Origin of the sequence: Myxococcus sp. CA039A (assembly GCF_013336645.1) — a bacterium.
Classification (GTDB): Bacteria; Myxococcota; Myxococcia; order Myxococcales; family Myxococcaceae; genus Myxococcus; species Myxococcus llanfairpwllgwyngyllgogerychwyrndrobwllllantysiliogogogochensis.
This window is the reverse complement of sequence record NZ_JABUMQ010000292.1, coordinates 1-14620: the sequence shown is the minus strand read 5'-3', so window position 1 is coordinate 14620 and position 14620 is coordinate 1. Positions and strand designations below refer to the sequence as shown.

The 14620-nt window shown below is 69.1% G+C and carries 7 protein-coding genes; 5 read left to right on the top strand and 2 right to left on the bottom strand.

Annotated elements, in window-relative coordinates; all coding sequences use genetic code 11:
* The first annotated feature begins 27 nt into the window (after positions 1 to 27).
* A complete protein-coding gene (locus tag HR086_RS35985; RefSeq protein WP_174467883.1) occupies positions 28 to 609 on the top strand; it encodes a Uma2 family endonuclease in 582 nt (193 codons plus the stop codon).
* A gap of 3 nt (positions 610 to 612) precedes the next feature.
* Here the strand turns inward: HR086_RS35985 and HR086_RS35980 are convergent, their stop codons facing one another.
* Positions 613 to 5370: an AAA domain-containing protein gene (locus HR086_RS35980; protein WP_174467882.1), complete on the bottom strand. Its 4758-nt coding sequence runs from the start codon at positions 5368 to 5370 to the stop codon at positions 613 to 615.
* A 60-nt stretch (positions 5371 to 5430) separates the two neighbouring features.
* Complete coding sequence (locus HR086_RS35975; protein ID WP_174456948.1) at positions 5431 to 5874, bottom strand: HIT family protein; 444 nt, start codon at positions 5872 to 5874, stop codon at positions 5431 to 5433.
* 257 nt (positions 5875 to 6131) lie between these two features.
* Between HR086_RS35975 and HR086_RS35970 the strand changes: the two genes are divergently transcribed.
* The 4 genes from HR086_RS35970 to HR086_RS35955 all read left to right on the top strand — a co-directional run bounded on the left by HR086_RS35970 (position 6132) and on the right by HR086_RS35955 (position 14423).
* Positions 6132 to 7820, top strand: coding sequence for a carboxypeptidase-like regulatory domain-containing protein (locus HR086_RS35970; RefSeq protein ID WP_174456947.1), 1689 nt, complete (start codon positions 6132 to 6134; stop codon positions 7818 to 7820).
* A 281-nt stretch (positions 7821 to 8101) separates the two neighbouring features.
* Positions 8102 to 9850: an Ig-like domain-containing protein gene (locus HR086_RS35965; protein WP_174467881.1), complete on the top strand. Its 1749-nt coding sequence runs from the start codon at positions 8102 to 8104 to the stop codon at positions 9848 to 9850.
* Between the two features lie 173 nt (positions 9851 to 10023).
* Complete coding sequence (locus HR086_RS35960) at positions 10024 to 10494, top strand: response regulator (RefSeq protein WP_141646727.1); 471 nt, start codon at positions 10024 to 10026, stop codon at positions 10492 to 10494.
* 119 nt (positions 10495 to 10613) lie between these two features.
* Entirely contained in the window at positions 10614 to 14423 is a 3810-nt protein-coding gene (locus tag HR086_RS35955) for an SUMF1/EgtB/PvdO family nonheme iron enzyme (protein ID WP_373564399.1), read from the top strand.
* The last annotated feature ends 197 nt before the right edge of the window (positions 14424 to 14620 follow it).

The window sequence follows — 14620 nt, the reverse complement described above, 5'->3', positions numbered from 1 at the left end:
GAAGTCAGAAGGGAGAGGAGCGAGGGAATGGGTGAGGGACCGAAGCGGCCGGCGACGTACGAGGACCTGCTCGCACTGCCGGAGAACATGGTCGGGCAGATAATCGACGGGGAGCTCATCGCCATGCCCCGGCCGGCGAGCCCGCATGCGAGGGCGAATTCTCGCTTGGGTGGCGAACTCTACGGACCCTTCGAGCGGGGCCGGGGAGGTCCTGGGGGCTGGCTCTTCCTGGATGAGCCAGAGCTTCACTTCGGCCAGGACGTGTTGGTGCCGGACCTGGCGGGCTGGCGTCGGGAGCGGATGCCGGAGATGCCGAACGCGCCGTACTTCACCCTGGCGCCGGATTGGGTCTGCGAGGTGCTCTCTCCGTCCACGGCGTCGTTGGACAGGGTGAAGAAGAAGCGCATCTACGCCCGAGAAGGCGTGCGCCATGTCTGGCTGGTGGACCCGAAGGAGCGGACGCTGGAGGTGTTTCGCCTGGAGGGCCGTCGCTGGGTGGAGCTGGGCACGTACGGAGGGGATGAGCGCGTGCGTGCCGAGCCCTTCGAGGCGGTGGAGCTGGAGCTGGGCATCTTGTGGCTGCCGGAGTCGACGCCGAAGACGCCCTGAGGCTCAGTGCATGACGCGCTTGCTGGAGGTGTCCACGGCCTGTGCCGCTGGGTGCTGGCGCATGAGGAGGTCGCCCACCGTCTGGAGCACCTGGGTGGTGGCGCCCTCGGGGTCCCTGAAGAAGTGGGGCGTCCAGAGTCGGACGAGCTTCCAACCCTGGCCCTCCAGCACGGCGGTGCGGAAGAGGTCCCACTCCACACGGTCGGCGGCCTTGGGGTAGCGCGTGCCGTCGCAGAGCAGGCCCACGGTGACGTCGCCTGGGACGGTGGGGTGATGCAGGGCCACGTCCACGCAGAAGCCGTCGTTGCCCCAGTTCACGTCGGAGGAGATGAGGTGACGTCGCGCGAGGTGTGATGCCAATGCGCGGGCGAAGGTGGAGCCCGCCTCGGTCTCCCGCTCGCGCACGACGAGTTCTCGTGGGGCGGAGGGCTCGGACGTGGGCAGTGCGTCTTCGCGAGAGTCCTCCGCGTGGGCGTGGGCGATGGCTTCCGCGAACTGGAGATAGGCGAAGAGCAGCCAGCCTCCGTTGGGCTGACGTCCAGCCTCCACCGGCGGCAGGGCTGTGTAGGCGTCGCGTGGAATCGAGGTGACCAGGTGCACTTGCTGGCGGGCGCGGGTGACGAGCACGTTGAGGCGCCGTCCTCCGCCCGCGCTGCCGAGCGGGCCGAAGCGTCGGTAGAAGCGGCCCTGTCGGTCCGGTCCGTAGGTGGTGCTGATGATGAGGTGGTCTCGCTCGTCGCCCTGGACGTTTTCGAGGTTCTTGACGAAGAGGCCCTCGAAGGAGCCGGCGCCTCGGCGGGTGCGCGCGGTGGCGAGCCGGGCCGCGAAGGTGGCGTCCTCGGCCGCCAGCTCGTCGAGGACGTCGGTGATGGCGTCGCGCTGTGAGAGGTTGAAGCAGGCGATGCCGATGGAGGGAGGTTCAGCGCGTGCGAGCAGTTCCTTCACGAGCTGGCCCACGGCGCGGGCCTCGGTGTGGTTCACCCGCTTCTCGTAGGTGCCACCCACGGGCAGCAGTCGCAGGGGCGCGTGGGGTGCGCGGTGCGAGGGATGCGCGGGGATGGCCTGGAGGCGCTTGTCGTAGAAGTGCTCGTTGCTGAAGGCGATGAGGTCCGCGTTCTGCGAGCGGTAGTGGACGTCGAGGTAGCACTGGTCGATGTCCAGGTTGAGGGCGGCGGAGAGCAGGTCTTCCACCTCGGACTGCTGGTCCTCGAAGAGGCCCTGCTCCGTTTCGGCCTCGGTGTCCTGGCTCTGCACCACGGCGGACTCGAAGAAGCGCGTGGGAGGAAGCTGCTTCGGGTCTCCGGCGATGACGACGCGCTTTGCACGGGTGAGGACGGGCAGGGCTTCCTCGAGTCGGCACTGGGAGGACTCGTCGAAGATGACGACGTCGAAGATGGGTTGGCGCGGGAAGATTTGCGCCACCGTCTGCGGGCTGGCCATCCACACGGGGCGGGCGTCGAAGAGCGGGTCTCCTCCTTCGAGTGTCAGGCCGGTGGCGATGACCTGACGCACGCGCATGGCGCGCTCGCCTCGGAGCATCAGCCGACGGCGCAGTTCCGCGCCCTGGCCGTTGAGTCTTCCTCCCGTGGTCGCGAGCAGACGCTCCCGCTGGCGCTGCGTCCATCGGTGGAGGATGGCGTCGCGAACCAGACCGCGCTTCTTCTCCTCGAGGACGCGGTAGCGTGCCTGGGTGGCCTGGGTGCGCTCGGCGTCGACATGCTGGAGGGCGGGGTCATCGCGCAGGCGTGAGGAGACTTCCGCCGCGAGCGTGGCCTTGAGCACGGCCGTCCAGCCGGAGTCCGCGTCCACGCCCTGGCGCGCCAGGGATTCCACGGCGGGCTCCAGCGTGGGCGGCATGCCGGACAGCAGCGAGCGCATGCGCAGCATTCCCTCCACGGTGGACAGACGGGACTGAAACGCGGAGGCGATGGGGGACAGTTGGGCACCGGCGCGCAGCTCGCGCGAGCGGGTGGAGAGCCACGGGGCGCGGAGGAGTCCGGTCTCGGCGAGTCGCTTCTCCAGCTTCACCACCGCCGCGCCTCGTGCCGGGGACTGACGGAGGCCCGTGAGCAGCGCTTCGCGCGCGGCGGCATCTCCTGCCAGGGCCCGGCGCACGGCGTCGCGGCACGAGGCGAGCAGGGGTGTGCTGTCCAGCGTGCCCAGTACATCGAAGAGGGCGCTGTGCGTGCGCAGGTCCCGAGATAGCAGCTCATCGGGAAGGCTCGCGGAGATGGAGCGGGAGATGCCCACGGCGGCGGAGCCCGGCTCCACGCTGGAGTGGGCGAGGCCCACGGCGGAGGAACTCGGAGCAATGGAAGGAGGAGGGAAGCTCGCGGCAGTGGAGCCCTGCGCCCTGGTGGAGTGAGAGCCGCTCGCGGTAGCAGCGCCCAGCGCGAGGGTGGAGCGGTGGAACTCGCTCAGCAGCGCGCGGGCGCGGGCGCCCGTGAGGAATCGACTGACGCGCTCAGCGGTGTCGGCACCCAAGGTGAGGCCAAACTGCTGGAGCACCTTGCGAGCTCCTGCCTTCCGCGCAAAGCAGAAGAAGGCGTACCACTTGCTAGCGATGCCCAGGTACGCGCCCAGCGTGGCGAGCGCCATGGACAGCACGCCCAGGGACTGAGGCTGCTCGCGATGAATCAGCGCGAGCTCCGTGTCGAGAGGCCCCTCGGCGAGCACCTTGACCTGGGGCGCCAGTCCGTCGAGCTGGGTCTTCGCGGTCCGCACCGAGTCCGCGGAAGCCGCGCTCCAGTATGAGAGGACCTCTGGGCTCGTGGCCTCCAGCAGCGGGGCGAGTTGCTCGGCGAAGGTGGCGCGCGCGATGCCCTCGGCTTCGGGCTCCGCTCCAAATGACGGGATGTGCGGGGAGGCGAGGGCGTCGGCGTCGCGGGCCGCGTTGACGGTGGTGCTCAGCCGTTCACGGTAGGTGGCCAGCGGCGTGGCGAGATACGTGGCCAGGTCCACGCCCAGGGCTTCGCGCCAGGGGTTGTCCGGGTAGCCTTCCTTGAGTGCGCGCTCGAGGACTTCGCGGGTCTCTCGCTCGCGCGGAGTCACGTCCGCGAGCCGGGCGGAGGTGAGGGAGGCCGTGGAGGGAGTGAACTCAGCGGGAGTCTCGAGGGAGAGCCACTGGCCCACCAACTCGTGGAAGGAGGGCGCGGTGCCGCCCGCGGGGCGCTCGGAGAGGGCGCGCTCGGCGGTGGTGAGTTCGTCGTGGAGGGTCTGGAGCTCATCGTCCACGCGCGACAGCTCCTTCGTCACGGCGGCATCTGTCCGTGCTTCGGGCAGGGTGTCGAGCTGCTCGCGGATCCCCATGTAGAGGTCTCGCTGGTCCCTCTGCGCGTCATGCACGACGGCGCACAGGTTCCCCAGCCCCAGGTGGTCCAGACGGTGCTTCACGACGTCGAGCGCGGTGCGCTTGTCACAGACGAACAGCACCCGCTCACCCCGGGCCAGATGGTCACCGATGGCGTTGGCGATGGTCTGCGACTTCCCGGTGCCAGGAGGTCCGTGGATGACGAGCCCCTGGCGGCTGCGCGCCAGTCGCACCGCGCGGGCCTGACAGGGGTCCGCGATGGTGACGAGTCGCTCCTCGGCGGCGAGCTTGAGGCCCTCCAGGTTCCGCTCTCCGCCGCCCGCGTGAGCTGACTGCCCGAGTGACACATCCACGCGCAGGAAGCTCTCCAGCGGTCCGGAGACGGGCTCACCGTCCACGAGGGCGCGCATGTCGTCCACGAGGCTCTGGTTGGACAACGGGTACAGGCCGAGCACGGCGCAGGGGAGGATGGAGGCTTGCGGGCCGCCGTCCTCGTCCGTGCGAGGCACGGCGGTCAGGAGCGTGTCGGGAGTGAAGGTCGCGGGGGCTGGCAGCTCCAGGGCCTTGGAGACGAGGGCGACCAGCTCGTTGACCTCGCGCCACGGCTCAATGCCATCGTCATCGGCGAAGAGCTCGCCGAAGCGCTGACCTGTCTGCTGTTCGAGCCAGGCGAGGAGCGCGGTGTTGGGTGCGACGCGGTCCACGCCTTCTTCGGCCCCCGCCAGCTCGACGGAGGGCGCGCGTCCCTTTTTCAGGGTGATGCGCACGGGGACGAAGGCGATGGGCGCCAGGATGCGCCGGGTGCCGAAGCCTCGCTTGTCCTTGGCGCTCGGGGGCAGGTGCAGCAGCGGGAATCCGACGTGGAGGACATGCGCTCCGGTGTCCTGCTCGAAGATGCGGGCATCCTCGACGATGGCGGCGAGCTTGCGCAGCAGGGCCTGTTGTTCCTCTTCCGCGCGAGTCTTCGTGGGGCTCTCGTCCTCGGAGCCCGAATCGGTCGTGAGGTCCGTGGTGTCGCCGGAGGTCGCGAGGTCATCCAGTGAGGTCCCGGTGCGAGACGTGGAGAGGACTTCGGTCCGAAGAGGTGGCGCCTCGTTCAGGTCCATGTCGACCTCCGCCGTGGCTCGAGTCGCCGCGAGGTCGTCCGGAGCCTCGGGGCTCGGGCGCGCGCGCTTCTCGCTCACGGAGGACTTGGGTCCCGTGCGTGCCGTGACAGGGGATGCCCGGAGCGTGTCCGGAGGCTTCACCGCGAGTCGGGCCGAGGCCTTGTCCCCGAGCAGGGCGGCCAGCACCGCGTGGGGTGGGGTGCCGTCGAGCCGGCTCAGCACGGACAGGTCCAGGCGCTGCCGACTGTGGTGGGGGCGACAGTTGATGCTCGGTCCGGACGCGAGCGCGGCGTACAGCCGCTCGAGCATCTTCTCGAGGACGCGGTTGCGGGACTCGGACGACACGGCGGTACCTCTCTCCAGAGGAGGGAGGTCGCTGTCTACCATGGGGCCCTGAGAGGGGCCTCAGTCCGTCAGTGAGGCGGCGAGCGAGCGGGCGGCGGCCTCCAGTGTTTCGGCCGGGAGATGATCCGCCGGGGCGGCGTCGAACACCGCGCGGCCCCACAGGCGCTGAGGCGTGTCCCGGAAGCGAGGCACCAGGTGCAGGTGGCAGTGGCGCAGCACGTCGCCGATGGCGAACGCATATGCGTGCTCGGCGCCGAGGACCGCGCGTTGGGCGCGCATCACCCGCGCGGCGAACGCGCCCAGCTCGCGAGCCGTGGCGTCATCCAGCTCGTACCAGGCACGTGCATGGTGCTCGCTGGAGATGACGACCCAGCCAGGAACGGGACTGGGGCCCGCGACGCCATGCAGCACCAACCCCGGGGCTCGGGCCAGGATGCCGCCCACGGGACGGTGCTCGCCGCGAGCAATGGCACAGCCGAGACACGGTTCATTCACATCCACCATGGAGCCACCGTAGCAGTCGGTTTTCGCCGGGGAAGCCGCGTGCGGAGGCGCATCGCACCAGGGCGGGTCGCATGGGACCCGCTGAAAAGTAAGAGAATGGGAGGGGTGTGATGTGATCCCTAGGGGTGCGGTGTATCGGTTGTGGGAGGGGTGTGAGTGCGACTGTCGCCTGCTTGACGTGGAGGGGCCGGGTCGGAGAGTGTCCGCCCCACGCTCTTGGGGGCGTGAGAGCTCAAGCAAATCTTTTCAAGGTGGGGATGATGAAGAAGCATCTGGTCATGGCCGTGGTGCCGTTCTTGGCGCTGGGGTGCGGTGATGATTTCAAGGATGAGAACGGGGATGGCATCGCCGACGGCATTCGTGAGCCGGACAGCGTGACGGTGGTGACGCCCGCGACGCCGAAGGGGACGGTGTCGGGCCAGGTGTTGAGCACGGACCTCAAGGCGTTGTCCGAGGCCACGGTGGAAGTCACCATCGGCAGCTCGGCGGATCCGCTCTCGGCGACGACCGACGCGAAGGGCAACTTCGAGTTCAAGGACGTCCCGGCTGGCTCCCAGGTGCTGCTGACCTTCACCAAGACGGGCTATGCCACCCTGCGCGCGAGCTCGACGATTCCCTCGTCGGCCGGCAACGTGCCCATCAACAACGCCAACGTGAGCTTTGGTCCCGTGACGCTGACGCGGCTGGACGGCTCGCTGCGCTTCCTGCTGGTGACGCCGCAGGGCCGTCCCGCGGCGAACGTACGCGCGACGCTCGAGGCCTCGCCCGCGGGCACCATCATCCTGTCGAACACCGACAACACCACGCGCGTGGTGAGCACGGTGGTCGTCGAGGCGACGTCCGACGACCAGGGCGTGCTGACGTTCCAGGGCATCCCGACCGCGCAGGAACTGGCGCGTCTGAGCCAGGGCCAGTACCGGCTGTGGGTGTCCGCGGTGGACTCCAACAGCGACGGCGTGCCGGAGACCAATGGCTACGTGGGCACGTACCCGGCCTCTAACGTGGTGGCCTCTGGCACCACGCGCCTCATCAACCTGCCCAACTCGCGGGATACGTCCCTGGGCTCCCTGAATGTCGAAGGCAGCAACGTGGCGATGCTGCGGGGTGCCGCGGATCCGCATCCGCTGCGCAACATGGTGCGGCCGGGCGAGCCCATCTACCTGTACTTCAACCAGCCCGTGCAGCAGAGCTCCCTGCTGGCGCGTTTGACGGACGAGTACGCCAAGGAGGCGCTGCCCGTCACGGTGGCCCTGGGCAATGGCGGCTACAGCGCCACCATCACCCCGGGCAACGGGGTGGTGCAGGCGGGCAAGGAGTACAACATCGACCTGCGCGCTGTCTCCGTGGAGACCGGTGAGCTGTACTCTCGCGTGGGCTACTTCTTCGGTGGTGAGGTCGGCTCCGTGTCGCCGGTGACCATCGCGGAGGCGCGCTACCAGGAGACGTCGTTGACGTCCCCCACCTCGCAGCAGCTCAACGATGGTGAGCGCATCTACATCAACTTCAGCTCCCCCGTCTTCACGCCGTTCTTCCTGAGCGACGCCGCGAAGGTGCAGGTCTTCTTCAACTTCGACATCGACAACAACGGCACCGTCGGCGGGGCCTCGTTTGGCGAGGTCAACAACTTCAGCGGCCAGGGTTTCGTGCTGAATATCGACGAGCCCACGTCTCCTTACGTGACTCGCTCGGTGCAGCCCGAGCGGCCTGTCTTCGCCATCAGCGCTTCGGGCTACAGCACCCGTTACTCGTTCATCTACACGACGGTCACCGCGACGCCCCTGGTTTCGCTCATTCCGAACAACGTGCCGTTCCAGGTCGCGTTCTCGAAGCTGGGTGGGCGCGGCGTCAACCAGACCTACGAGAGCATCTGGGGTCAGCCGATCACCACGGACCTGGCGGTCACTGGCATTGCGATTCAGGCGGCTCCCACGCCTCCTACGCCGTAGCACCCGGCTGGGCTTGAGCCCGTCGACATTGCTTCGTTGAAGCATGACCGCGCCTCCGTGAGCCTGCTCACGGAGGCGTTGGTGTTTCTGGCTCCGAATCCTGGCGCGTGGACTCAAGTCCATGTTCCGGGATACTCATTCCTGGCGCCCCTCCGAAGCGCGCACCTGCTTCCCGCGAAGAGTGGGCTTTCGACGCCCGACTCACGCTGGAACAGGGATTGCCACGGCTTCATCTCATGCATCCATTCCTTCTCCGCGTCTGTTTGATTTGCCTGGGGCTCATGGCGGGAGCCTGCATCGACGTTCCCGAAATTCAGCAGGTCACCGAAGACACGGACGCGGGGCATGTCGAGCCAGCAGATGCTGCGACGCCCGACGCGGGTGCCCCATCCTTGGAGGTGGGGCTCGTCACGCCGAGGACGGCCACGAACGGCGCTCTCGATGTGCGGGTCGAGGTGAATGGACCCGTTCCAGACCTGGTGGAGTTGCTGGTCGACGGGGAGCGCGTCGCGACGCTTCTCCCGCCATACAGAATGCAGTGGGAGACCCAGGTCCTCGCGGAGGGCCAATACGAGCTTCACGCACGTGCGACCCTGGGCTCCAAGGTGTTTCTCAGCGCGCCGCATCCGCTCACCGTGGACCGGTCTCCACCGTCATGGGTTTCTCGCACTCCCTCGACGGGGGCTCCCTTTGTTCTCGTCGGTCAGGTGGTTCAGGCTGTCTTCTCGGAGCCGCTGGACCCGACGACGGTCCATTCGAACTCCATTCGGATGTTCGGCGGTGCGGACGTCATCGCCGCGGACGTGTCCCTCTCCGCCGATGGGACGACGGTGACCGTGAGTCCACTTTCGCGTCCTCCGCTGGATGTGCTCGTGAAGGTGACGTTCGGTAACTCGGTAACGGATGTTGCGGGCAACCCGGTGCCGGCCGGGGAGGAGTGGAGCTGGTCCCTGCCTGGCTTCCTGCCTCTGGGAGACTTCTTGTTCACGGAGTCGAGGACAAACACGTCATCTTTCTACGAGGCGCTCCGGTTGGACTCTGCTGGACGACCGGTCGTGGCCTGGCTTGATGAGCAACGAAACGGGGTGTACGTGCGCCGGTGGACCGGAGAGACCTGGGAGTTGTTGGGAGCCGGGTTGCGCACAGCCTCTCCCGCGCAGAGCCCTTCAAGCGTTGCCCTCGCATTGGATGCCAACGATGAGCCCGTCGTGGCCTGGAGCGAGGACCTGGGCTCCGTGGTCTATGTGCATCGTTGGAACGGAGCAGGTTGGGAAGCAATGGGAGCGGCCATTCCAAGCCCGCTCAGTCCCTGGGGTGTCTCCCTGGGCAGGAATGCAGCGGGGCAGTGGCATCTGGGCTTTGCATCGGGGCGTTATGAGGGGTCTCAGCTCCTGGTCTGGAGATGGGAGAGTGACCACTGGGCTCAGTTGGGAGCGGCGCTCAAGGTGGTCCCGACAGCGTCGATGATAGGGTCGCGCATGGAGTTTCGTGGTGCGCAGGGCCCTCTCGTGACGTGGTCCGAATGGGCAGGCGTCGATAATCAACGGGGACACATGCGACGCTGGCAGGAGGGAGGCTGGCATGCCATTCCCCTGGCTTCCCAGAACCCCGGGGGTGCATGGGGGTTGGATGTCTTGGAGCGTCCCCTCAATCTCGTGGCTTCTGGGGATGGGGTCCGGCTTCGCGCCTGGGATGAAATGGATTGGGTTCAGCTAGGGACACCGATGGCGGGCCGCTTCGCGGGAGCGACGCAGGTTGCCGCCTTGGGATTGGCCTTGGACCCGGCCGGAAACCCAGTGGCCATGCTGGGAGAAGCGGAAGTCTCGGAGCAGACGGAGACATATTATGTTCGCCGCTTGCGTGACGGTGCTTGGGAGGATTGGGGAGGACTGCTCCGGCCCCTTCCTGATGGAGCCCGGAGCAGGCGTGCCTTGTTCGCCGTCACGCCTTCGGGTCGAGTTCTCATGGTTCGGGCCGAAACCACTGCTCCGAATGTGCAGCCCATCCGGGTGTACATCTCCAACGAGTGAGCAGCCCGATGTGCTTGTGCGGCGGTGACGCGTCCACCTTCGTCCTCGCGGTCCCCACCGTTCTCCATTGAACGGTGGGCAGGGGGGGCTCGAGTCGTAGTGGGGTGGGCGCGATGGTGGATGCGTGCATAGATTGTCCACCGCTGTTTCCCCACACGTGAGGCGCCTGTTCCATGAAGCACACGGCCACCCCCACTTCTGAAGACAGGGTCTCCACCGCGACGTCGGATGCGTCAGGCGGGGGACGCAAGCGGGTCCTGGTCGTCGACGACTTCGACGACGCCCGCGAGATGTATGCGGAGTACCTGGAGTTCGTCGGCTTCGAGGTGGATACCGCCCGGGATGGCATGGAGGCGGTGGAGAAGGCCCAGTCGAGCGAGCCGGACATCATCCTCATGGACCTGTCCCTGCCCGTCATGGACGGCTGGGAGGCCACCCGGCGCATCAAGCAGGACCTGCGCACGCGCGACATCCCGGTGATGGCCCTGACCGGCCACGTCCTCGCCGGCAACGCGGAACACGCACGCGAAGCGGGTGCCGACGAGTTCGTCGCCAAGCCGTGCCTGCCTCAGGACCTGGAAAACAAGATCCGAAACATGCTCAAGCCGAGCAAGGCTCGTAAGCGGGAAGGGCAGGAGGGCTGAGTCCTTCGCGAAGGGTGAGTGCCCACCACCCGACACTTCCCTGAGCCCCCCGCCGTGCCGGCGTCGCAACGAGCCGGGCCAGGGTTGCCGTTCCAACCTGGGATGCATACGCCCTCATGGTGGGAATCCCTGCCGCCTCGCCGCAGCCGGACGCGTGGGCTCCGCCCCAGGAGTTCGACGAGTACCGAATCGTGCGGCCCATCGGTCGTGGGCGGACAGGCCGTGTGTACCTGGCCCAGGACACGCTCCTCGAACGCCCGGTGGCGGTGAAGTTCATCCCCGCGCTCGGCTCCAATGCCCTGGCCCGCTTCCTCGTCGAGGCCCGCGCCGCCGCGCGCATCCAGCACCCCAACGTCGTCACCCTCTACCGGGTGGGACAGCTCGACGAGCAGCCCTACCTCATCTCGGAGTTCATCCGGGGCGTGAGCCTGGATCGGCTCGTGAAACCCCTGCGCTGGGAGCGTGTGCTCACCATCGGCCGTGATTTGGCCCGGGGCCTGAGCGCCGCCCACCGTCGGGGTGTCCTCCACCGCGATATCAAACCCGGCAACGCCGTGCTCACCGAGAGCGGCGCCGTGAAGCTGCTCGACTTCGGGCTCGCCAAGCTCCTGGACAGCGCCGCCGGAGCCGATGACGCCCCGCCTCCGCGAAACCCCGCGCCTCCAGAGCTGCCGGCGGACCTGGACCCGGAGGCCAACCCGCACTTCTCCGCGCGCTCCCTGGACGGCGTCTTCCTGCCCTCGCTCCCCCAGGGCGCGCTGGTCGGCACGCCCTACTACATGTCTCCCGAGGCCTGGGCGGGCGAGGACCTGACGGCCCGCAGTGACGTGTACTCGCTCGGCGTCGTCCTCTACGAACTCTGCGTGGGCCGTGGCCCCTTCCGGGACGTCGTCTGGCGCGAACTCCCGCATGTGGTCCGCACCCAGGACGCGCTCCCCCTGGCGGACGTCGCCCCCCACGTCGACGTCGCCTTCGCCGGGGTCATCGACCGCTGCCTGCGCCGCGAGCCCTCCGAACGCTTCGCCTCCGCCGCGTTGCTCCTGGAGGCCCTCGAGGCCCTGTCGCGCGAGGACGCCCCCACCCACGTGCCCGAGGGCAATCCCTACCGGGGCCTGCGCGCCTTCGAGGCCGAGCATCGCGCCCTCTTCTTCGGCCGCCGCCGCGAGTGCCGCGCCGTGCTGGAGCGGCTGCGCGCCGAGTCCTTCCTGCTCATCACCGGCGACTCCGGCGTGGGCAAGTCCTCCCTGTGTCTGGCCGGCATCCTCCCCTCCGTGGCCGAGGGCGGACTCGAGGATGGACGGCGCTGGCACTCCGTCCGACTGGTGCCGGGCCGCAAGCCCGTCGCCGCGCTGGCCGCGGCGCTCGCGCCCCTCCTGGCCGTGGACGAGGAGCCCCTGGCCGAGGCACTCCGCTCCGAGCCCTCGTGTCTGGTTCGCAGACTCCGGGCGCGCCTGGGCGCCCGCGAGGGACTGCTCGTCTACGTGGACCAGCTCGAGGAACTGGCGACCCTGGCCGAGCCCCTGGAGGCGGCGCTGGCGGGACAGGCCCTGGGCGGGCTCGCGGAGGGCGCCAGTGGCGTGCGCCTGCTGGCCTCCAGTCGCAGCGACTTCCTCACCCGGCTCACGTCCGTGCCGGGCCTGGGCGCGGAAGTCCCTCGCGCGCTGTACCTGCTGCGCGCCCTCACGTCCGAGGAAACACGGGACGCCGTCACCGGCCCCGCGCGCGTGAAGGGCGTGCGCTTCGAGTCGGAGGCGCTGGTGGACTCGCTCGTCACGGCCGCGGCCGAGGGTGGGCTCCCGCTGCTCCAGTTCGCGCTCGCGGAGCTGTGGGAGGCCCGCGACGCGAAGGCCCAGGTGATTGCCCAGGCCGCGCTGGACTCGCTGGGCGGCGTCGCGGGCGCGCTGGCGAAGCACGCGGACGCGGCGGTGGAACGATTGCTGCCGGACCAGCGCGTGGCGGCGCGGGGCGTGCTGCTGCGCCTGGTCACCGCCGACGGAACCCGGGCGCGCAAGACGGACCGGGAGCTCGCGGGAGAAGACGTGCGCTACCGCGCGGCGCTGGAGGCGCTCGTCCGGGCCCGACTGCTGGTGGCGCGCGAGGCACCAGAGGGGACTTCCTACGAACTGGCCCACGAGGCCCTGCTCTCCGGTTGGAACTCGCTGGCCCGCTGGCTCGCGGAGGCCGCCGAGCGTCGCGAGGTCCAGGCCCTGCTGGAGACCGCCGCGGCGCACTGGGAGAAACACAACCACTCGCGCGAGCTGCTGTGGGGGCCTCGCCAGCTCGCCGAGGCGGCGGTGCTCGACTCGGGCGAGTTGACGCGCCGCGAGCAGGACTTCCTGCGCGCCTCGCGCCGCACCCTCGTGCGCAGCCGCGGCGTCCGCCATGCACTGGCCGCGGGCTTCATCCTGTCACTGGGCCTGGTGTACGGCGGGCTGAAGCTGCGCGAGCGCTGGAGCCTGGAGCGTCAGGTGCGCGCGGAACTGGACGAGGCCCGGCACTCCCTGGAGACGGTGGTGGAGACCAAGGACCTGCTCCACTCCGAGCGCGCCGAGGCCTTCCGTCTCTACGGCAGTGGCCAGAAGCTCGACGCGGACCGGCTGTGGAGCAAGAGCGTCGCCCGCGCCGCGCAGTTGCGGCATCGCTTCGATGGTGTCTCGGGACGGCTGGAGCGGGCCCTGGCCCTGGCGCCGGAGCGGCCGGACGTGCGCGACGCGCTCGCGGACTTTCTGTTCGAGCGCGCGCTGTGGGCCGAGCAGGACGGCGAGTCCGCGGCGCTGCCCACGCTCCTGCAACGCCTGCGGCTCTATGACACACAAGGCGAGCGCTGGAAGCGGTGGACCGCGCCCGCGCGCCTCACCCTGGATGTCGCCGCGCGCGACGTGGAGGTGGAGCTGCGTCCCGTGACGCGGGATGCGCTCGGCAACGAGCAGCCAGGGCCTGCGCTGCCGTTGGAGTCGGAGCCCTGGATGGACGTCTCCGTCCCACCCGGGCCGTACCAGCTCACGCTGCGCGCGTCACACCACGAGCCGGTGACGCAGCCCTTGTTGTTGCGACGCGGAGAGGCTCGGCGGCTGGAGCTGCGGCTGCCGCGCGCGGGCTCGATTCCCGCGGGCTACGTCTTCGTGCCACCGGGTGAGGTGCGCTTTGGCAGCGCCGCCGATGCCAGCGTCCGTGAGTTCTTCAACGCGGTGCCACAGCACGCGGTGCAGGTGCCGGGCTTCCTCATCGCCCGCCACGAGGTGACGTACGCCGACTGGCTCGCCTTCCTGGAGTCGATGTCACCCGAGCTGCGCGCCTCGCGCCTGCCCCACGTGGGCACGGGCGGGTATGCGGGGCACCTCTCGCTCGACCGGGTGGACGACGTCTGGCGACTGCGCTTCCAGCCGGGAAATGTGCCGTACGAAGCGCGTGCGGGAGAGCCGGTGCGCTACGCGAATCGCGCGCGGCGGGGCGAGCAGGACTGGCTGCGCTTCCCGGTGAGCGGCATCTCCTTCGCGGACGCGGAGACGTACGTGTCCTGGCTGTCGTTCAGTGCCCGCGTTCCTGGCGCGCGGCTGTGCTCGGAGCTGGAGTGGGAGCGCGCCGCGCGGGGCGTGGATGGACGCGAGTTCCCGCACGGCGACAGGCTGGGCCCAGACGACGCCAACATCGACGCCACATACGGCAAGCAGCCCGGAGGCTTCGGCCCGGACGAGGTGGGCAGTCATCCCGCGTCGCGCAGCCCCTTCGGTGTGGACGACATGGCTGGCAATGTCTGGGAGTGGACGCGCTCGTGGCTGGAGCCGGGGCGCGCGGTGGCTCGGGGTGGGAGCTTCGCCTTCGCGGCCACCTCCGCGCGCGCGACGAACCGGGAGCTGCCGGAGCCCTCGCTGCGCGACGTGACGATGGGCCTGCGCGTGTGCGCGGACCTGCCCACATCATCGCCTTGAGGGACGCTTGGTCGGTCGCTGGGGGAGCACCCTGGCTACAGGACGATGGAACCGCCTGTCAGTCCTGCCCCTGACTGCTTGCTGCCTCCGTTCGGACGATGCGTGTGTCCTGGAATCATCAGTCCGGCTTGCAAGCGGACAGGCTCCTGCGAACCTTGTGTCCAGTCGAGCTGGGCCGGGGAGGTTCGGGGCATGGT